Genomic DNA, 19,427 nt, shown 5'->3' with positions numbered 1-19,427 from the left:
TTTAAAGTTAAATCAGAGTATTTTTCTCAAGATTCATTTAAAACTTATTTATAGTTTTCGTCCTGTAATGCACATTCGAAGTTTTTCGGGTCTTGTTTACAGCGGAATTGCCATAATAATTTCATCATTCGCTTGTCGTAGATACCACGTTTAGTCAAATCAATACGCGCTTCACGCATCATTTTTTGATAACCAGCTTTGTCTGCAGTGGGAACATCCATCCAATATTTAGCTGGAATTTCTGACTTCATTTTGCCTAAAATCGTGAATGCACGAGGTAATTGTGTTTTGACCCAATCACGTGATTTTTGCCCATATCCCGCTGGGAATTTATCTGGGCGAATAATGATATTTCCCGTGACTTGTAAAATTGGATAATTGACGATTGCGCCTTTGCTGCCTAAACCTTTGTGTAATTCTAATGGTTTGAACACAGCTGCAGGAGCACCAATAATATCCACCTGACCATTGTTAAATTTAGCGCCAAAATTGGTTACATCGGCACTGACCGCTTGAGCCCCGACCTGCTGCACCATAATTTTCTGCGCTTCATCATAATCAAGCACCGCAATTTTTTTACCTGCGGCTTTAGCGACAGTATTGATACTACGATCATTCACCAACAGGTAGGCATCACCAACAGGTATCACACCTGCCACTTCATATTTACTATTGACCATGCTTTTAGCAAACGTTGGACTCGCAAGACCTTGCATAATTTTTACGGCCAATTTCAAATCTGGAATTGCACCAATCGCATCTAAAGAACCGGTAAAATTGTTGAATTGGCGGCCACGCATACCGGTGACGCTGATCCCATCACATTTCCCCGCTTTAAAGTCTTCCGCAATCACTGCTTCATTTTGACCGACGCGGAGCTCAATGTCTGCGCCCCAGTTTTTTGCCGCCAATTGGTAATCTCTCATCAGGGTAAAAACATCACCATTTTTACCAACCAAATCAAATACACACACCACTTGCTTTGCTTGAGCTACGCCATTCACCGCCATTAACGCAGCAGCAATACTCAATGCCTTTGTCCATTGTTTCATACTGACTTTCCTTGTTTTTTACTGTTTTTGTTTTAACCATTTTTTGATTTTTGGGTCATGCGGAGTATGATTAAATATACTCACAGCCCTCGATTTCAATTTAGATTACCTGAATATTTTGCTGACTCAATGGCGAAAATGACCTGTGCATTTGCGAAAAAAAGCCCGGATAAATCCAGGCTTTTTTCTTTAAATATCAGTTTATTCGCCGCTAAGTGAACATTCAAAATTGGCTTTATCGACAGAACAACGTGCCTTTTTCAATACTGACATCATGCCCGCATCATAAATGCCACGTTTCGTCATATCCATACGACCTTCACGCAATAATTTTTGATATTTGGTTTTATCTTCTGCACTTAAGTTAAGTTTATATTTCGCAGGAATACCCGCCTCTAAACGGTTAATCATCGCAATACTCTTCGGTAAATGTTTCACAAACCAATCACGAGATTTTTGACCAAAGCCTGCTGGGAACTGATCAGGACGAATAATAAAGTCCGCGGTCACTTGTAAAACTGGGAAGTTAAACATCGCACCATTGGTACCTAAACCCTTATAAATCTCTAATGGTTTGTAGGCATACGCAGGCGCACCCACCATATCGACCTGACCATTATTAAACTTCGCCACAAAGTTAGATACATCTGAAACCACAGCTTGAGCGCCGACACGTTGCACCATAATTTTTTGTGCTTCGTCATAGCCTAATACTGCAAACTTTTTACCTGCTGCTTTTTCAATTGAGTCAATTTTTTTGTCTTTGACAAAGATGAATGCTGAACCCAGTGGAGCAATACCCGCCACTTCGTATTTCTTACCACCTAGGTTGCTGACCATTTTTGCAGCATTACGTTGGTCTAATGCAAAGGTAATCGCACGTTGCGCAATTGCATTGCTCGGTGCGCCACCAAGCGCATCAATCGAACCTGCAAATTTATTGTATTGACGAGCACGCATTGCCGTCATAAATACGCCATCACATTTACCCGCTTTAAAATCATTGTCGGCTACTGCTTCATCTTGACGCGGAATTAAGTTAATTTCAGCACCCCAGCCTTTTGCTGCAAGCGCCCATTCCTGAGCCATTTGGTATGACTCACCTGACTTACCCAGTAAGTCAAATACACAGATATCTACTTTTGCTGCCTGAGCTGAACCAGCAAAGCCAATTGCAGCAAATGTAGCCAATGATAGGAGCGTTTTTTTCATTCTATTTTCCTTTCAAATCTTTTTATGGTTCAGAGGTGTCCTTACACAACGCCGATATTAAGCAAGTTAATTTAAAAAAAATAGAGCATTTACTCCATTTATTTATGTCATTTTGGCACATTCTGTTTTTTTGTGATTAATATCACTTTTTTATTTAAGGCAAAATTATAAATATAATCATCATGTTGTATGCAAAAAAGGCTTTTTGCATTTACAGCCTTTTTATGAAACTTTACAAAGAAATACAGAAAAAAGCTTATTCACCCGCCACTGAACACTCAAAATTGGTTCGCTCAATCGTACAACGTGCTTTTTTCAGTACCGTCATCATGGTGGAGTCGTAGATTCCTTGTTTGGTTAAATCCATCCGTCCTTCACGCAAAATTTTCTGATATTTCAACTGATCATCTTTGCTGAGATTCATCTTATATTTGGCAGGAATTTCAGCTTCCATGCGTTTTACCATGGCAAAACTTTTCGGTAATTGTTTAACGAACCATTGCCGAGAGGGTTCAGCAAAACCATCTGGGAATTTATTGTTACGAATAATCAGGTCTGCCGTGACATTCACCACAGGAAAATTAACCATCGCCCCAGTAGTGCCTAAGCCTTTTGAAATTTCGAGTGGCTTAAAGGCATAAGCCGGCGCAGCCACAATTTCAACTTCGGCCTGATTAAATTTGCGAATAAAATTGGAAATTTCCGACATGACTGGCACAGCGCCGACACGGTCGACCATCTCTTTTTGCGCATAGTCATAATGCAAAATGGCAAATTTTTTACCTTCAGCTTTTTCTAAATTATTGATATTGCGATCACGGACAAAAATATAGGCTGAACCAATTTGCCCAATCCCTGCCACTTCATAACTATCTTTACCTGAATTGGTAATCAGTCGCTTACTGTTCCGCTTATCTAAGACATAGGTAATGGCTTTTTGTGCGATGGTATTGTTCGGTACACCGCCAATGGCATCAATCGAACCAGCAAATTTGTTATACGCACGTGCCCGCATCGAGGTCATATAAAATGCGTCACATTTCCCTTCTTTAAAATCTTTATCGACTTTGGATTCATCTTGATATGAAATCAGTTGAACTTGTGCTCCCCATGCCTTACTGGCCAGAGACCACTCTTCCATTAGCTTATAAGATTCCCCCGCTTTTCCAAGTAAATCGAACACACAAACCTTCTGATTGGCATAGCTTTGTGCAGACATCACACCTGAAAGAAGCGATAAAATTAAAATTCCTTTTCTCATTTCTTATATTTCCAATATGTTTTATTAATCCATTTAAAACAACAACTTGAAATATTTTTTTAATACTAAAGCCCGTTCAATATACCTAAATACGTGGAATCTGTCACATTTTTTCAGATGGTTGCGATGCTTTGTTTTTTCTTTTGCAAAGCCATCCATTAGAATAGCCCCACATTCTTCTTGTTTAGTTAGTTCCATGATTCAGTTAGACCAACTTTCCATTCGTCGCGGTGGGCGTGTTTTATTTCAAAAAGCATCTATGCAATTGCATCCAGGCTGGAAAATCGGCTTAACTGGTGTAAATGGTGCGGGTAAATCGACTCTTTTTTCTGCGCTTTTAGGTGGAATGGAATCTGATGGTGGTTCATTAACACGTCCTGCAGTATGGACCGTCGCGCATATGGCGCAAGAAATCAAAGCGTTGGATATGAAAGCGATTGATTTCGTTCTATCAGGCGATGAAGAATATTGGGATATACAACATAAACTTGAACATCCAGAACAATTAGACAATGAAGCGCTGGCACACTTATATGGCCGATTTGATGAAATCCATGGCTATACAGCTCCATCAAAAGCCTCACAACTGATGGCCGGCCTGGGTTTCTTTGAACATCAGTCCCAACTCAATGTTTCAAGCTTTTCTGGTGGTTGGCGTATGCGTTTAAACCTTGCGCGTACCCTGATGAGCCGTTCTGACCTATTATTACTCGATGAACCAACCAACCACTTAGACTTAGATGCGATTTTGTGGTTAGAAGATTGGTTAAAAGCTTATGAAGGCACACTGATCTTGATTTCACATGACCGTGATTTCTTAGATGCGGTGACTGATCATATTTTACATATCGAAAATCAAGAGCTGACGCTTTACACCGGCAACTATTCGACCTTTGAACGCACCCGTTCTGAGCGCTTGGCACAACAGCAACAAGCCTATGAAAAACAACTCGAAACCCGTGCGCATCTCCAAAAATTTATTGACCGTTTTAAAGCCAAAGCCACTAAAGCTAAGCAGGCGCAAAGCCGTATTAAGCAATTAGAACGCATGCAAGAACTTTCTGCCGCACATGTCGATACGCCATTTACCTTTAGTTTCCGTGAGCCAACCAAAATGAGCTCACCACTGTTACAAATGGAACATGTCGATATTGGCTATGGTGACAAACTGATTGCCACCAATGTGAATTTACAGATTACCCCAAACAGTCGTATTGGTTTACTGGGAATGAATGGTGCAGGTAAATCAACCTTAATTAAATCCTTGGTTGGAGACCTTCCCTTATTACAAGGGACACGCAAAGCCTCGGAACTGTTGAATATTGGCTATTTTGCGCAGCATCAAATGGATGCTTTAGATGGCAATGCCAGCCCTATGTTGCAATTATCTCGAATTGCTGACAAAAAAATCAGTGAAGCTGCATTACGTTCATTCTTAGGTAGCTTTGGTTTTAGTGGCGAACGCATGGATACGCCAAGTGAAGGCTTTTCAGGCGGTGAACGAGCACGATTGGCTTTGGCTTTGATTGTTTGGCAACGTCCCAATGTTTTAATTCTAGATGAACCGACCAACCATTTAGACCTTGATATGCGTCATGCCCTAACTATGGCATTACAAGATTTTGAAGGCGCTGTGGTTTTGGTTTCGCATGAACGTCAATTGATTGCCAGCGTTTGTGACGAATTATTGTTGGTACATCATGGTAAATGTCGCGAATTTGATGGTGACCTCGTGGCTTATGCCGATTGGCTGCGTCAAGCACGGATTGACATGATGAAAAATAGCCAACAAGCCCCTACTCCCATCAAATCTCAAGTTGAAACTAAACCAACGATTTCCAAAGTCGATAAAGAAGCGCAGCGTAAAGAAGCTGCACGTCAGCGTGAATTGACCCGCCCGATTCGTAAAAACATTGAAAAAAATGAAGCGCAAATCAGCAAAATTCAGCCACGCTTAAACGAAATCGAGGAATTATTGGCAGACAGTGCTTTATATGAAGCCAGTCGTAAAGATGACTTACTCAAACTAATGAATGAGCAAACAGAATTAAAAGCCAAACTTGAATCTGTCGAAGAGCAAATGCTTGAATTAATGATGGAATTAGAAGAAATGGAAAGTAGTTTTGAGGCTTAATTTAAAAAGCAAAACCCTAGATTTGCATTATTAAGAAAACCTAACTTAAGCTCAAAAAATCAATCGCCGTGAAATTTAAATGTTCCACGGCGATTTTTTATTAATACTTCACAATAATAATCACACTATAAATCTAAAAAATATTTAAAAAACCGAATGTTCATATCCAACTGGTTATTGCATCGTTAGGCATTTCTATTCGGAAAGAATCTAAAAATTCAGCGATAGCTTTTACCCCACTCTCACAAATGAATTCAAAAGTCTGCTTCACATCAAACTCATTACCACAGTTATCCAAAAAGCCATTTTTAAATTCAAATCTTAGTTTTAAATTCATTTTTTATTTTTTAAATTCAAAATATCAAACCACCTTTTTTGTGGATAAATATTTTTAAATGATGTTATCCATAATTATAAATGACTTTGATGTTGAACACTATTAAATGTGAAAATTCACAAAACTTATCCACATTTGCAAGATGGATGCATTTTATCTCCATTCACGACATCAATTTAAACTTTTTATTGTTTAAGATAAGGCAGAAGGATGGACTTTTTTTGCCTTTAAAAAACGTAATTCTTGTATTTTCCAGGTCTGATCAAAATGCCAGATTTCCTGTATTTGCTGCTGTGTTTCAGCTAAACCAATTAAAATTTTGCACTCAGTTTGGTCACGATTAAACTCATATTCTTCAAATTCTACGTCTGGTTTTTGTGGTTTCCAAACCCCATTTTTCACTGCATGTGCAATACATTCATAGCGGACATAATTACTTTCGACACGCCCGTCTTGCTCATAAACCACCTTAAAGTGCTCATCTTCGTATTCGGCTAAAACGGTATAATTTCCGGTAAAAAATGCATTTATCCAGATGTCACGAATGTGTTCAAGTTGATTGTCCATCATATATAGACCTCTTATTTTTAGCTGCTAAGTTCAATTTGATTTGAGCTTAGCATCAGAATAAGTCAATTTTATAAAACACAAATTGGCGATTTAATATTCAATTTTATTTAAGATAGCACAAAAAAAAGCACTCCCAAGAGTGCTTTTTTGAATGATTCTGTAATCAGAATTTAGGCATCAATATCCGCATTTAACGCATTTTCTTCAATGAAGGCACGACGTGGTTCCACATCATCACCCATCAAGCAAGAGAACATACGATCAGCTTCAATCGCATCCTGTACCGTTACTTGCAGCATGTTACGGTTCTCAGGATCCATCGTAGTTTCCCAAAGCTGTTCAGCATTCATCTCACCCAAACCTTTATAGCGCTGAATCATCATGCCACGGCGTGAGTCTTGTAGGATGTTTTGCCAAACCTGATGGAAGCTACTCACTGGAATTTTGCGCTCGCCTTTTTGTAGGTAAGCACCTTCTTCCAATAATGTGAACCAACTCTTCGAATTTTTGAGCAAACGCGCATATTCACCTGAACCCAATAGACCTGAATCTAACAAGTATTGGTGCGGTAAGTTATGAACATAGATGGTAATACGCGGGAAATAGGTCGCTGACTTATTGCTTTCGGTATCTTCATGCTCAAACGTTTCTAAGCTTAATTCAGGACGTAAGCTAGGCTGAGTTTTCTCAATATTGGCACGTAGCTGCTCCCCCCAAGTCTGTACATAGTCTTGGTTATTTGCGTGATCTAACTTAAAGCCTTCTACTGCCAATAAACCATCCAACACACTTGCAGGATAACGTACAGTCAGACGATGCAAACTCTTTTGAGAGGTTTGATAATCCGCAATCACACCCGCTAAAGCCTCACCACGAATGGCTGGTGCTTCTGCACTGATGTGTAATTCAAGCTCATCAATTGCATTTGAAATCAGGTAAGTCTCAAGCGCATCATTATCTTTGATGTACTGTTCTTGCTTGCCTTTTTTCAGCTTATACAACGGTGGCTGTGCAATATAAATATATCCACGTTCCACAAGTTCTGGCATTTGACGGAAGAAGAAGGTCAACAGTAGCGTACGAATGTGCGAACCATCGACGTCGGCATCGGTCATGATGATGATTTTGTGATAACGCAGTTTGTCTGGGTTATATTCCTCACGGCCAATACCACAACCCAAAGCAGTAATCAGTGTTCCCACTTCTTGTGAAGAAATCATCTTGTCAAAACGTGCACGTTCCACGTTGAGGATTTTACCTTTCAGCGGCAAAATCGCTTGCATCTTACGGTTACGGCCCTGTTTTGCAGAACCGCCCGCAGAGTCACCTTCGACTAAGTAAAGTTCAGACAATGCAGGATCTTTTTCCTGACAATCGGCCAATTTACCTGGCAGGCCTGCAATATCAAGCGCACTCTTACGACGAGTCATTTCACGTGCTTTACGTGCTGCATCACGCGCACGTGCTGCATCAATAATCTTGCCTGCAATCGATTTAGCGGCTTGTGGGTTCTCTAAAAGATATTCAGCAAATGATTTATTCATCGCTTGCTCAACCGCAGTTTTCACTTCGCTCGACACCAATTTTTCTTTGGTTTGCGAAGAGAATTTTGGATCAGGCACTTTCACCGAAACAATCGCAGTTAAACCTTCACGTGCATCATCACCAGAAACCGCCACTTTCTCTTTTTTGAGTAAGTTTTCGCTTTCCATGTAGCTGTTTAAGCCACGGGTTAATGCAGCACGGAAACCCGCTAAATGCGTACCACCATCTTTTTGTGGAATGTTGTTGGTAAAGCAACGAACATTTTCTTGATAAGAATCATTCCACTGCAATGCAACTTCTACACCAATGCCATTATCGGCTTGAGTAGTGAAGTGGAAGATATCATTCAGATGGGTTTTGCCTTGGTTGATATATTTTACAAACTCAGACAAACCACCTTCATAGTCATAAACGTGCTCTAGATTGATACGTTCATCACGTAGCACAATTCGTACACCTGCATTCAGGAACGATAATTCACGTAAACGACGCGCCAAAATATCGACATTAAAAATCGTTTGACTGAAGGTTTCAGCACTTGGCCAGAAACGCACACGTGTACCTGTACGATCTGTATCACCCACCACTTTTAATGGATACACGGAATCACCGTGTTTATATTCTTGCTGGTGGATTTGACCCGCACGATGAATGGTTAATTCGAGCTTGCTTGAAAGCGCATTCACCACGGATACACCTACACCGTGTAGACCGCCTGAAACTTTATAGCTGTTATCGTCAAATTTACCGCCCGCATGCAGAATCGTCAAAATCACTTCTGCTGCAGAAACACCTTCTTCTGGGTGAATGTCGGTAGGAATACCACGGCCATTATCCGATACGCTTACAGATTCATCTTCATGAATGGTGACTTGAATTTCGTCACAATGACCTGCCAACGCTTCATCAATTGAGTTATCGACAACTTCAAACACCATGTGGTGTAGGCCAGTACCATCGTCAGTATCACCAATATACATGCCCGGACGCTTACGTACAGCGTCTAGACCACGTAATACTTTGATGCTAGAGGAATCATAAGCTTTTTCTATGGTTTGTTCTGTTTGAGAAGCAGCTTGATCTTCTGAACTCATGGTTTCTCCCTAGTGAAAAATAGGTCTATCCAAAGGTGGTATTTCATTGCACAACAGCCTGCACCGTACCATTTTCAACTTTGAATAATTGATAAGAAATAGATAAATCATGTAAGTGTTTTTGCACTGAATCATGGTCTAAAGTGGTAATAAAAACTTGACTACCAAGATGGCTTAAACGCTCAATTAAACGCTGTTGTGCGGTTAAATCTAATTCTGCTGTCAGATCATCTAATAATACCACAGTTTCCTTATTACAAGCATGTAGCATTGCAATCTGTGACAGTTTTAACGCCATGATCAATAACTTTTTTTGCCCACGAGAGAGCACAACATCTGCATCCCCCATAGCGGTTTTTAACCTTAAATCTGCACGGTGCGGACCATACTCAGTATAGCCACGTTCGCAGTCTTTAAAGTGCTGATTGGTCAGATCATTCAGCAATCCTGTTTCAGCATGAAAGCCCGCACTATATTCCAATCTCACTGTTAAATGAGGCAATAAGGCTTCGAGATCTTGTTGAAAATATCGAGTCCACTGTTCCACCACATTACTGCGCAGACTATGTAATATCTCACCATAATCGCTGAGCATTTTGTTCCACGGTTCTAAATCAGACAAACTCAAATGACGTCGTGATTTCAGCAAACTATTCCGCTGTTTTAATGCCCGTGCATAATATTGCCATGCATGGTAAAACTCCGGTTCCACGTGGAACATCAACCAATCTAAAAGTTGACGTCGTGGCTTCGCACCATGATCAATAATATCGGTACTTTGTGGGTCGATGAGTTGTAGTGGTAAAATCTTAGCCAACTGCCCTTGTGTCCCCACAAGGTCGCCATTGACTTTAATCACTTGCTCGCCCGACTGCATTTTTTGCATACCAATGCGGTCTGTTGCAGACTGCGCAAAGACAACAGCGTCAGGGCTATTATTTTGAATATAGTTTTTCGGAATATGGGTTCGAAAAGAACGGCCGGTTGCCAGCAAATGTACTGCTTCTAATACAGAAGTTTTGCCTGAACCATTTTGCCCATAAAAGACATTAAACGGCTGCAACCCAGAGAGTGCAACCGTCTTTAAATTTCGAACACGTTCTACATGTAAACGCGTGATATGCATAATAATTGAGACGTCAGTCCGAATTAAACACGCATTGGCATCACAACATAGGTTTGATCTTGTTGTTGTGGATCTTGTACCAATACAGATTGGTTGGCTTCTGTCATGGTCATTGCAACATCATCACCATCCAACACATTCAGAACTTCCAATAAGTACTGTGCATTGAATGACATTTCCATCGGTGCATCAGCATATTGAATCGCGAGATCTTCGATCGCTTCATCTTGTTCAGGGTTATTGGCACGAAGTTGTAAAGTGTCCGCATCAAACTTCAAGAATACGCCGCGCAATTTTTCATTACTTAAAATCGCCACACGTTGTAGTGATTGTTTAAATACATCATGTGCAATGCGCACATTTTTATCACCACCACGTGGAATCACACGGCGGTAGTCAGGGAATTTACCATCGATCAATTTTGTGGTGAAACGTACGGTAATATCACCCTGCTCTTTATCACGGCTGGCAATGGTAATCGTTACATTTAATAATTCACGACCAATTAACAACGATAATTGCTCGTCTTCAACACTCAATAGACGCTGCAATTCACCTACAGCTTTACGTGGAACAATCGCTTGCATTGCTTGTGTCGCATTCGAGCTTGCCACTGTTTCACACATCGCTAAACGGTGACCATCGGTCGTTACTGCACGCAATTGATTTTCATCAATTTCAAGCAAAGTACCCGTCAAATAAAAACGCACATCTTGAACCGCCATGGCAAAAGACGTTTTTTCAAATAAACGCTTTAACTCACGTTGAGTCACACCGACTTGAGTGCCTTGAGTATTTTCAGTGGTTAATAATGGATAGTCTTCTGCAGGCAAAGTACCCAATACAAAACGACTGTTGCCCGATTTTAAAATACAACGTTGATCTTCAGTAATTTGCAAATCAATCAATGCCGCTGACGGTAATGATTTACAGATATCCATCAATTTACGTGCAGGAACAGTCGTCACTCCTGCTTGTAAACATGCACCTTCAGTAAGTGGTGTGCTTGCAACCAGTTCCACTTCAAGATCTGAACCGGTAATGGTCAAAGCTTGCTCAGTTACCTGTACTTTTACATTGGATAAAATATTTAAGGTATGGCGACGTTCAACCGCTCCTACGACATGTGATAGAACATTCAGTAAGCTTTCTTTCGCGATTTTTAAACGCACGATACATTCCTCTAAAAACTGAAGATAGACAAAATAAATTAATTTTTTAGCAGTGTACTATGCGGCAGAATATACCGCATTGCAAGAACAGAATTTGAACGAAAAGACTTAACTTTGCAGCAGACGTTGCAAGTTTTTATAGTCCTCATTGAAGATTGGATCTTCTTCACGCAGGCTTTGTACTTTTTCACAGGCATGCATCACAGTACTGTGGTCACGATTACCAAAAGCCATACCAATTTCAGGGAAACTATCCCCTGTCAGTTCACGTGCTAGCCCCATAGCCAACTGACGTGGACGTGCATAAATACGTGTACGTTTTGGACCAACCAATTCTTTCAATGGAATACGGAAATATTCACTCACCACACGCTGAATGTTTTCAGTACTGATGGTGCGCGCACGAATTGCCAACACATCTTTTAACGATTCACGCACCACATCTAGATCGATTGGGGTGCCTTTAAAACGAGAAATGGCTACGACTTTATTCAGCGCACCTTCTAGTTCACGGACATTAGCAACCACTTGTTGAGCAATAAACAGCGCACAATTCCGTGGAAGTTCCACCCCATTGCTTTCCGCTTTTTTCAGTAAAATTTCAATACGGGTTTCAATATCAGGCGGTTCAACACCCACCGATAAGCCCCACGAAAAACGTGAAACCAAACGTGGATCTAGCTCAGTCAGTTCTTTTGGATAACGATCTGAGGTTAAAATGATTTGCTTAGATTCATCTAATAACGCGTTGAAGGTATAGAAAAACTCAACCAAGCTGGCCTCTTTACCCGCTAACAAATGAATATCATCCACCAATAACAAATCTAACGAACGACAGTTTTTCTTAAATTCTTCGACCTTACCTTGCTGTAACGAGCTCACAAAGTCTTGTACAAAACTTTCAGCCGTCATGTACATCACACGTGCATTCGGCTTCGCTTGCAATAATGCATTACCTACGGCTTGCATTAAGTGGGTTTTACCTAAACCAGTCGGTCCATATAAAAATAACGGGTTATGTTGCGAAGCACCGGGCTGCGTCAAGACTTTACGACAGGTTTCTGCCGCCATCTGATTGGAACGACCTTCAACAAACAAGGAAAAGGTAAATAATGGGTTAAGCTGACGCTTACGGTTATTTTTTGAAGACGTCTCTTCTTTTTCTTTTTTAGGACGTGTTGGTGCCGACACTTGTGGCGTTGACTCTAATGCTGCGGTGGTTGTTGCAGGTTGTTCAGCTGCAGATAAAATTGCACCAGGCCGTGAATCGACCAAAATCTCGACTTTACGTACCCGACCTTCAGACAACTGTTCCGCTAAAATTGAAATAAGTTCTAAATGGTGCTCTTGAATATAGCGTGTCCAATACGGATTCGGTGCATAGAGTTTTAGACTATCACCTGCATCTTCTGCCACCAGTGGGCGTATCCACATTGTATAGACATTTCCTGAAAGCTCTTGTCGCAAGCGAGTTAAGCAGTCTGTCCAAAGCATGTGAAACCCCTATTTCAGTCCATTGTACGTAAAAAAATAATTCAACCCCGCCTAAGCGGGCAGCCATTCTAACCATCTTATCCACATCTGTCATGAACAAATCAGTCGAAATCGATCAAAAAAACGCAAATTGAGTTTAAATTTAAATTTAAATCACGTGTGGATAAGTTTATCCGCAAGCTGTGGATAAATTGTAGCACAAAGTTATCCACAAACTATCAAAATTATAAAAACATCATTATCCACAATGTAACCATTTGTTTTTTAAATCTAAAAATACGTTTTCCACAGAAAATATCAACACTAATAGTAATAAATTTAAATTTTAAAATTTGAATTTATTTATAAGATCGACCCATTCTGGGGATAACTTGATGGTTAGTTTAAATTCAAATTTAAATTCATAAAAACCAATTCACAAATTCGAGATTGTGGATAAATCTGTGAGTAAACTTGAAGATAACTTAAATAATTAATATATACAATGATTTAGTTTGTGAATATTTTAATTTAAAACTTTCTGACTGATTTCTAATCCTTATATTATCTTGATATATCACAGCCTAGATTTTGAAAGAAAGCGTGTTTTTCATTGACAGCTCAAGCAATGAGCACTAAAATCGCGAACCTTTACTGAAAGATCATTTTTGGAGTTTCGATATGAAACGTACTTTCCAACCTTCTGAGTTGAAACGTAAACGCGTTCATGGTTTCCGTGCTCGCATGGCTACTAAAGCTGGCCGTCAAGTATTAGCGCGTCGTCGTGCAAAAGGTCGTCACAGCTTAACTGTTTAATTTCAGTTAAGACTGTCAAGACTTGGGTGTTATGACAACACTTTACGGCTTTAGCACAGATGTGCGAATACACTGTGCTGCCGATTATAAAAGTGTGTTCGATGGTGCGCTTTTTAAAGTGCATCAACCCCATTTCTTATTTCTAGCAAAAATCTCCGAACAGCCGAATAGCCGTTTGGGTATTGTTGTTGCTAAGAAAAAAGTGCGCCGCGCACATGAAAGAAATCGAGTAAAACGACTTGCACGCGAAAGTTTTCGCCTGCATCAACAGCAGTCTAATGTATTAGATATTGTCGTTATGCCAAAAATGGGCATAGAGGCGGTACCGAATGCAGAGTTGCATCAGCAATTACAATTTGCTTGGCAAAAATTGCAGCGCCTTGCAAATAAGCATAAAAAAATAGCTACCTCCCCACAAGCGTAGAGATGACCAATGGTTCGTTTACTGCATTGGCTCATTCGTTTCTATCAGATTGCGATTAGTCCTTTATTGGGACCACGCTGTCGTTATATTCCAACATGTTCTCAATATTCTTTGGAAGCAGTCCATCAACATGGTGCTGTACGTGGAGTGTGTCTAGCTGTTCAGCGTATTTGCCGTTGTCATCCTTGGGGCGGTTCAGGCTATGATCCTGTTCCATCAAAAGCAATTCGTTTTATTTCATTTCAGCAAATAGATTCTCAAACGCGTCACGTTGCTGTACCCTTTCGTGAACGTTTATTGAACCAAAATCACTCTAACCACTTGGGGTAATACCTATGCAACAATGGGCCAGGATTGCAATTCTAGGGGCCATGTTTGTTGTCGCATATTTGCTCATTTTGGCTTGGCAGAAAGATTATGGACATGCGGAACAAAAACCTCAGCAAAATGCTGCGGTGGTAACGCATGAAGTATCTGCCGATTTGCCAAATGGCCAGACAGCTACGGCTGCTACTGATGTGCCGCAAGCAAATAATGCTGCTACACAACAAACAACAGATGCCACTGCACCTGTTAGTCAACAGTTAATTTCAGTACAAACTGACCTTTACCATCTTTGGATTAATCCAAAGGGTGGCGATATTGTTCGTATTGAATTACTCAATCATGACAAAAATAAAGACAGCGACGAACCATTTGTAATGCTTGAAAGCGATGCAAAACGTACTTATGTTGCTCAGTCTGGCTTAATTGGTCTTAATGGCCCTGACAGCAATCCGAAAGGACGTCCAACCTATGAGATTGAAAAATCTTCATATACGTTGAATGACGCAAAAGCTGTGAAGGGTAAAGATGGCCTAACAGCAAAAGTTTTGTCAGTACCAATGGTTTATAAAACAGCAGATGGTGTAGAGGTTATTAAAACCTTTAACTTCACTGAAGGTGAATACCCTGTTGTCGTGAATCATAAAATCGTGAACCGCAGTGCTCAGAACTGGCAAGGTCAGATGTTTGGTCAGCTTAAACGCGACAACTCTGAAGATCCGGGTAAATCTGATCAAGGTATTTTCACTTTAGGTACATTCCTTGGTGGTGCGTGGGGTTCGCCTGAAGAACATTACAACAAACTTAAATTTGCTAACTTCAATGAAGAAAAATTGAATGTTGAAGCAACTGGCGGTTGGGTTGCAATGGTTCAGCATTACTTCGTGAGCGCGTGGATTCCTGGACAGATCAAATTAACGCAAGCCAATGGTCAACCGTATGCTGCGAAACTTGAGTCACGTAAATCTACTGATGATATGAACATCATTCAGTTCACATCACCTGCAATTAATGTTCCTGCAGGAACTGTGGCAGAAGTAGATGCAACGTTCTATTCAGGTCCAAAAATCCAATCTGAATTAAAAGAATTGGCAGTTGGTTTAAACCAAACAGTAGACTATGGTTGGTTATGGCCAATTGCGAAATTATTGTTCGTCGGTCTTGAGTTTTTCCACGGTTTAGTGGGTAACTGGGGTTGGTCAATTATTCTATTGACCATTCTGGTGAAACTGATCTTGTGGCCTTTGTCATCGAAGAGCTACCGCTCTATGGCGAAAATGCGTGTGATTGCACCTGAAATGCAACGCATGAAAGAAGAGTTCGGTGAAGACCGTATGCGCTTCTCGCAAGAAATGATGGCATTGTATAAACGTGAACAAGTAAACCCACTATCAGGTTGCTTGCCGTTATTGCTCCAAATGCCGATCTTCCTTGCTTTGTACTGGGTGTTAATGGAGTCCGTTGAACTACGTCATGCGCCGTGGTTAGGTTGGATTCAAGATTTATCTGCGATGGATCCGTGGTTTATTTTGCCGCTATTAATGGGCTTAACCATGTTTATTCAGCAAAGTTTGAACCCACAACCGGCTGATCCAATGCAGGCGAAAGTCTTCAAAATCATGCCAGTGATCTTTACGGTATTTATGTTGTTCTTCCCTGCGGGCCTTGTGCTTTACTGGATCTGTAACAACAGTATTACTATTCTTCAACAAGGTTTGATTAACAAATCTGTTGAAAAAGAACGTTTAAAACGTGAAGCAGCTGACTCAGCAAACTAAGCATTGCTGATGGGCTGAATAAATCCGCTTAAGATGGTAATCTTAGGCGGATTTTTCTTTATCTGTCGTTTGAAAATTTTTAGGTAAATTTTATGTTAAACCGAACCACCATCGCAGCAATTGCCACACCGCCGGGTCGTGGTGGTGTCGGCGTGATTCGCCTGTCTGGTCCCAAATCTTATGCCATTGCAGAAGCATTAACGCAGCAATCCTTACCAGAAGCACGTTTTGCTGGTTTCCGTAAGTTTTATGATGCATCGAATGAAATCATGGATGAAGGTTTGGTGATTTGCTTTCCAAATCCGCACTCCTTTACGGGTGAGGATGTTGTTGAACTTCAAGGTCATGGCGGCCCCGTTATTCAAAATGCATTATTGGCACGGTTACTTGAATTGGGTGCTATTGCTGCAAAAGCGGGCGAATTTTCAATGCGCGCCTTTGAAAATGGCAAAATGGACTTGGTGCAAGCCGAGGCGATTGCCGACCTGATTGATGCTACCTCTCAAGCAGCAGCACGTTCTGCGGTACGTTCATTACAAGGTGCCTTTTCGAGCAAGGTCAATACGGTGCTAGAAAAACTTATCCATTTGCGTTTGCATGTGGAAGCAGCGATTGATTTTCCTGAAGAAGAAATCGACTTTTTGGCGGATGGTAAGATTTTGGGTTTATTGGATGAAGTGGCAAGCTCGGTCCATGCTGTACAGCAGTCTGCTCGTCAAGGTCAGTTACTACGTGAAGGTTTACAAGTGGTGATTGCAGGTAAACCCAATGCAGGTAAGTCATCTCTACTCAATGCTTTGGCGGGTGTTGAACGTGCGATTGTGACGGATATTGCCGGTACGACACGTGATGTTTTACATGAAAAAATCAGCCTCAATGGTTTGCCGATTACCTTGACCGATACTGCAGGTTTACGTGAAACCGGTGATATCGTCGAAAAAGAAGGGATTCGTCGCGCAATTAAAGAAATTGAGCAAGCTGACTTGTTACTTTTGGTCTATGACTTAAGTCAGGGCGAAGATCCACTGCAATTGGCTCAAGCGTACTTCGCCGATCATATTGAACCGAAGCGTTTGATGCTGATTGGTAACAAATGCGATTTGACGGGATCTACCGCGGAAATGACCGATTTAAACGGTTTTCGACATATTCGTGTTTCGGCTAAACAAGAAACCGGCGTTCAAGCGCTTATTGATGCGATTACAGCGCATGCAGGCTTTCAACCAGAAGAAGATACCTTTATTGCTCGAACACGCCATTTAGATGCAATGAAGCGCACTCAGCGCTATCTTGCAGAAGCACGTGAGCAGTTGGTAGTTTATCATGCGGGTGAGTTGGTAGCCGAGTCTCTACGGTTGGCGCAAAATGCTTTAGGTGAAATTACGGGTGACTTTAGTGCGGATGATTTACTCGGCAAGATCTTCGGATCGTTTTGTATTGGTAAATAAATGCGCTAAAAATATGAAAAAAATCATGATTTGTTTTGCATGGATGCTTGCCGCTTGTTCTCAGGAGGAAGCGGCTTTAACTTCTGTTGATGATGTTGCAACATCAACACAGATACAAACTCAGCATCAAATGGATATAGATCCTAATCTTGCTAACGCTACTAAAGATACAAATTCTGAATTAAAAGCATATTTTATTCATGTCAAAATTTTATCTTTAGATGGCAACCATGATCCACAAACATCTGATGGTGGTGTGGTTTATTTTCATGAAACAACCGAACAGAACCCCAAAGAATCCTTTTTAAAACAATGGGAAGAAGATCCTGAAATGCAGGTTGACTATAAAAAAATGACCGCAATATCAAAAACTAAAAATTTGATTTTTTACATTCAGGATCAAATAGATGAAATTCCTCCTGAACAGGCATGGATGTATAGAGAAGAAAATTAATCGTATCTAAGGGTTTCATACTGTAAATTTCTTCATCGATAAATTTTGATACAGTAAATATAAACACAGCAAGCCGACACCAATACAAAAGCCCAGTACCCCTGTGATTAAACCAAAATGATCAGATAAATAGCCGGCTGCAATAATTGGAATAATGGTGCCTAGATATCCAATAAATAAATAGGTCGAGATCACCGCAGCACGGTTTTGATTGTTGGTCATTTGATGAACTAAGCCAAATGCGCCTAAAAGCCCCAGGCCATGCCCTACACCGACTAGAATATCGCTAATAAAAAACAATGCACTCCAGTGTTGGGTCATACATAGCGCAAGGAGCGCATAGCTCAGTATTAATACCATTAAGCCGGCATTGACACATTTTGCAGAAGGAATCGATTTCGCCATAAATTGCACGACAGCGGAAACCAGCAAGATACTTGCAATGGCACTACCACTGACCAAAGGGCCATGCCATGGGATTGCATCTTTGACGAAAGAGGGTGCGAGTGATGCAAATAAGCTAAAAGAGCCAAAGGCACAAAAGGCAGTTAGTCCGGCGATATAAAATCGTGAATGATCACGCTTTTCAGGCAATTCCAAATGTGGTGCCACTGAAAAAGGCTGTGGCTCAAAGTTCGGTGTGCGAATAAAAAACAACCCAATTAGACATGCCAAACCCCCAAAGATCACAGGGATATAAGGGGTGACTAAAGGCTGTTCCGAAAATTGGGCAATCACCCCACCAATAAATGGGCCAAGACCAAAACCAATTACGGTAATGATTGAACTCAGCTGCGGTGCATTATTTTTATGCTGTTCAGGAATGGTATAGACCAAGCCAAGCATGGCTGAGGTGCTAATTAAACCCGAGGCAATCCCGATAATAAAGCGCCCGATAGATAACCACAGCGCATTACTGGCAAACACCGACAAGCTTAAACCCAAGATGATGCACGCCATACCGATTTGCAGGGTTCTTAAAAAACCAAAACTGTTACTGGTACGACCTAAAAACAGCAAGGTCGCTAGGCAACCAAACATGTAGGCAACAAAGATATAGGTGATATGACTCGGCAGCAGTCCCCAAAGTTGTTGATAAATGGGATACAGAGGACTAGCTAGCGCTGTACCAATAGTGCCCATACAGAGTGCAAGGCTCACCATGATAAACGGTCGCCAAGAGGGAGATGTGGTCATTTTAAAGTCG

Annotated in this window: 16 protein-coding genes; 7 read left to right on the top strand and 9 right to left on the bottom strand. The window is 40.9% G+C overall.

All coding sequences use genetic code 11. From position 1 onward, the window contains the following. Window positions 1–44: 44 nt before the first annotated feature. The 3 genes from FTU77_RS13880 to FTU77_RS13870 all read right to left on the bottom strand — a co-directional run bounded on the left by FTU77_RS13880 (window position 45) and on the right by FTU77_RS13870 (window position 3,525). Window positions 45–1,052: a putative solute-binding protein gene (locus tag FTU77_RS13880; protein ID WP_180056039.1), complete on the bottom strand. Its 1,008-nt coding sequence runs from the start codon at window positions 1,050–1,052 to the stop codon at window positions 45–47. Window positions 1,053–1,253: 201 nt separating this feature from the next. Beyond that, window positions 1,254–2,264 (bottom strand): putative solute-binding protein, encoded by a 1,011-nt coding sequence (locus FTU77_RS13875; protein WP_180005536.1) that lies wholly within the window; start codon window positions 2,262–2,264, stop codon window positions 1,254–1,256. Window positions 2,265–2,520: 256 nt separating this feature from the next. Continuing rightward, window positions 2,521–3,525 (bottom strand): putative solute-binding protein, encoded by a 1,005-nt coding sequence (locus FTU77_RS13870; RefSeq protein WP_180022815.1) that lies wholly within the window; start codon window positions 3,523–3,525, stop codon window positions 2,521–2,523. Between the two features lie 196 nt (window positions 3,526–3,721). Here FTU77_RS13870 and FTU77_RS13865 point away from each other — a divergent pair, with 196 nt between their 5' ends. Beyond that, window positions 3,722–5,659, top strand: coding sequence for an ATP-binding cassette domain-containing protein (locus FTU77_RS13865; protein ID WP_180056038.1), 1,938 nt, complete (start codon window positions 3,722–3,724; stop codon window positions 5,657–5,659). Between the two features lie 529 nt (window positions 5,660–6,188). On the opposite strand, the gene FTU77_RS13860 is transcribed toward FTU77_RS13865, so the two are convergent. The 5 genes from FTU77_RS13860 to dnaA form a co-directional block, all read right to left on the bottom strand. Continuing rightward, complete coding sequence (locus FTU77_RS13860) at window positions 6,189–6,566, bottom strand: hypothetical protein (RefSeq protein ID WP_180056037.1); 378 nt, start codon at window positions 6,564–6,566, stop codon at window positions 6,189–6,191. Window positions 6,567–6,736: 170 nt separating this feature from the next. Further along, window positions 6,737–9,205: a DNA topoisomerase (ATP-hydrolyzing) subunit B gene (gyrB, locus tag FTU77_RS13855; RefSeq protein ID WP_180056036.1), complete on the bottom strand. Its 2,469-nt coding sequence runs from the start codon at window positions 9,203–9,205 to the stop codon at window positions 6,737–6,739. Between the two features lie 43 nt (window positions 9,206–9,248). Continuing rightward, window positions 9,249–10,331 (bottom strand): DNA replication/repair protein RecF, encoded by a 1,083-nt coding sequence (recF, locus tag FTU77_RS13850; protein ID WP_180056035.1) that lies wholly within the window; start codon window positions 10,329–10,331, stop codon window positions 9,249–9,251. A gap of 23 nt (window positions 10,332–10,354) precedes the next feature. Next, window positions 10,355–11,503: a DNA polymerase III subunit beta gene (gene dnaN, locus FTU77_RS13845; protein WP_180005503.1), complete on the bottom strand. Its 1,149-nt coding sequence runs from the start codon at window positions 11,501–11,503 to the stop codon at window positions 10,355–10,357. Window positions 11,504–11,611: 108 nt separating this feature from the next. After that, window positions 11,612–12,997 (bottom strand): chromosomal replication initiator protein DnaA, encoded by a 1,386-nt coding sequence (gene dnaA / locus FTU77_RS13840; RefSeq protein ID WP_180005504.1) that lies wholly within the window; start codon window positions 12,995–12,997, stop codon window positions 11,612–11,614. Window positions 12,998–13,657: 660 nt separating this feature from the next. Between dnaA and rpmH the strand changes: the two genes are divergently transcribed. The 6 genes from rpmH (at window position 13,658) to FTU77_RS13810 (ending at window position 18,220) form a co-directional block, all read left to right on the top strand. Continuing rightward, complete coding sequence (gene rpmH / locus FTU77_RS13835) at window positions 13,658–13,792, top strand: 50S ribosomal protein L34 (RefSeq protein ID WP_000831329.1); 135 nt, start codon at window positions 13,658–13,660, stop codon at window positions 13,790–13,792. 31 nt (window positions 13,793–13,823) lie between these two features. Then, window positions 13,824–14,216, top strand: a complete 393-nt coding sequence (gene rnpA / locus FTU77_RS13830; RefSeq protein ID WP_078189509.1) for a ribonuclease P protein component — start codon at window positions 13,824–13,826, stop codon at window positions 14,214–14,216. Window positions 14,217–14,225: 9 nt separating this feature from the next. Next, window positions 14,226–14,546, top strand: a complete 321-nt coding sequence (gene yidD, locus FTU77_RS13825; RefSeq protein WP_111885710.1) for a membrane protein insertion efficiency factor YidD — start codon at window positions 14,226–14,228, stop codon at window positions 14,544–14,546. 5 nt (window positions 14,547–14,551) lie between these two features. After that, window positions 14,552–16,318 (top strand): membrane protein insertase YidC, encoded by a 1,767-nt coding sequence (gene yidC / locus FTU77_RS13820; RefSeq protein ID WP_180056034.1) that lies wholly within the window; start codon window positions 14,552–14,554, stop codon window positions 16,316–16,318. Between the two features lie 92 nt (window positions 16,319–16,410). Continuing rightward, complete coding sequence (gene mnmE, locus FTU77_RS13815; RefSeq protein WP_111885709.1) at window positions 16,411–17,766, top strand: tRNA uridine-5-carboxymethylaminomethyl(34) synthesis GTPase MnmE; 1,356 nt, start codon at window positions 16,411–16,413, stop codon at window positions 17,764–17,766. A 13-nt stretch (window positions 17,767–17,779) separates the two neighbouring features. Beyond that, the gene (locus FTU77_RS13810; protein ID WP_180036054.1) at window positions 17,780–18,220 is read left to right on the top strand and encodes a hypothetical protein; all 441 of its coding nucleotides are present in this window, start codon (window positions 17,780–17,782) and stop codon (window positions 18,218–18,220) included. Window positions 18,221–18,235: 15 nt separating this feature from the next. On the opposite strand, the gene FTU77_RS13805 is transcribed toward FTU77_RS13810, so the two are convergent. Next, window positions 18,236–19,417: an MFS transporter gene (locus tag FTU77_RS13805; RefSeq protein ID WP_257223641.1), complete on the bottom strand. Its 1,182-nt coding sequence runs from the start codon at window positions 19,415–19,417 to the stop codon at window positions 18,236–18,238. Between the last annotated feature and the right edge of the window lie 10 nt (window positions 19,418–19,427).

Source organism: Acinetobacter sp. YH12142, assembly GCF_013418435.1.
Taxonomy (GTDB): domain Bacteria; phylum Pseudomonadota; class Gammaproteobacteria; order Pseudomonadales; family Moraxellaceae; genus Acinetobacter; species Acinetobacter amyesii.
Note: the sequence above shows the minus strand (reverse complement) of the source record. Positions and strands in the feature narration are given on the sequence as shown.

Coding starts and splice junctions, on each gene's coding strand:
- gyrB (WP_180056036.1), bottom strand. CDS start 9,205: ATGAGTTCAGAAGATCAAGCTGCTTCTCAAACAGAACAAACCATAGAA.
- yidC (WP_180056034.1), top strand. CDS start 14,552: ATGCAACAATGGGCCAGGATTGCAATTCTAGGGGCCATGTTTGTTGTC.
- FTU77_RS13810 (WP_180036054.1), top strand. CDS start 17,780: ATGAAAAAAATCATGATTTGTTTTGCATGGATGCTTGCCGCTTGTTCT.
- FTU77_RS13875 (WP_180005536.1), bottom strand. CDS start 2,264: ATGAAAAAAACGCTCCTATCATTGGCTACATTTGCTGCAATTGGCTTT.
- FTU77_RS13870 (WP_180022815.1), bottom strand. CDS start 3,525: ATGAGAAAAGGAATTTTAATTTTATCGCTTCTTTCAGGTGTGATGTCT.
- mnmE (WP_111885709.1), top strand. CDS start 16,411: ATGTTAAACCGAACCACCATCGCAGCAATTGCCACACCGCCGGGTCGT.
- dnaA (WP_180005504.1), bottom strand. CDS start 12,997: ATGCTTTGGACAGACTGCTTAACTCGCTTGCGACAAGAGCTTTCAGGA.
- yidD (WP_111885710.1), top strand. CDS start 14,226: ATGGTTCGTTTACTGCATTGGCTCATTCGTTTCTATCAGATTGCGATT.
- FTU77_RS13880 (WP_180056039.1), bottom strand. CDS start 1,052: ATGAAACAATGGACAAAGGCATTGAGTATTGCTGCTGCGTTAATGGCG.
- recF (WP_180056035.1), bottom strand. CDS start 10,331: ATGCATATCACGCGTTTACATGTAGAACGTGTTCGAAATTTAAAGACG.
- rpmH (WP_000831329.1), top strand. CDS start 13,658: ATGAAACGTACTTTCCAACCTTCTGAGTTGAAACGTAAACGCGTTCAT.
- FTU77_RS13805 (WP_257223641.1), bottom strand. CDS start 19,417: ATGACCACATCTCCCTCTTGGCGACCGTTTATCATGGTGAGCCTTGCA.
- rnpA (WP_078189509.1), top strand. CDS start 13,824: ATGACAACACTTTACGGCTTTAGCACAGATGTGCGAATACACTGTGCT.
- FTU77_RS13865 (WP_180056038.1), top strand. CDS start 3,722: ATGATTCAGTTAGACCAACTTTCCATTCGTCGCGGTGGGCGTGTTTTA.
- FTU77_RS13860 (WP_180056037.1), bottom strand. CDS start 6,566: ATGATGGACAATCAACTTGAACACATTCGTGACATCTGGATAAATGCA.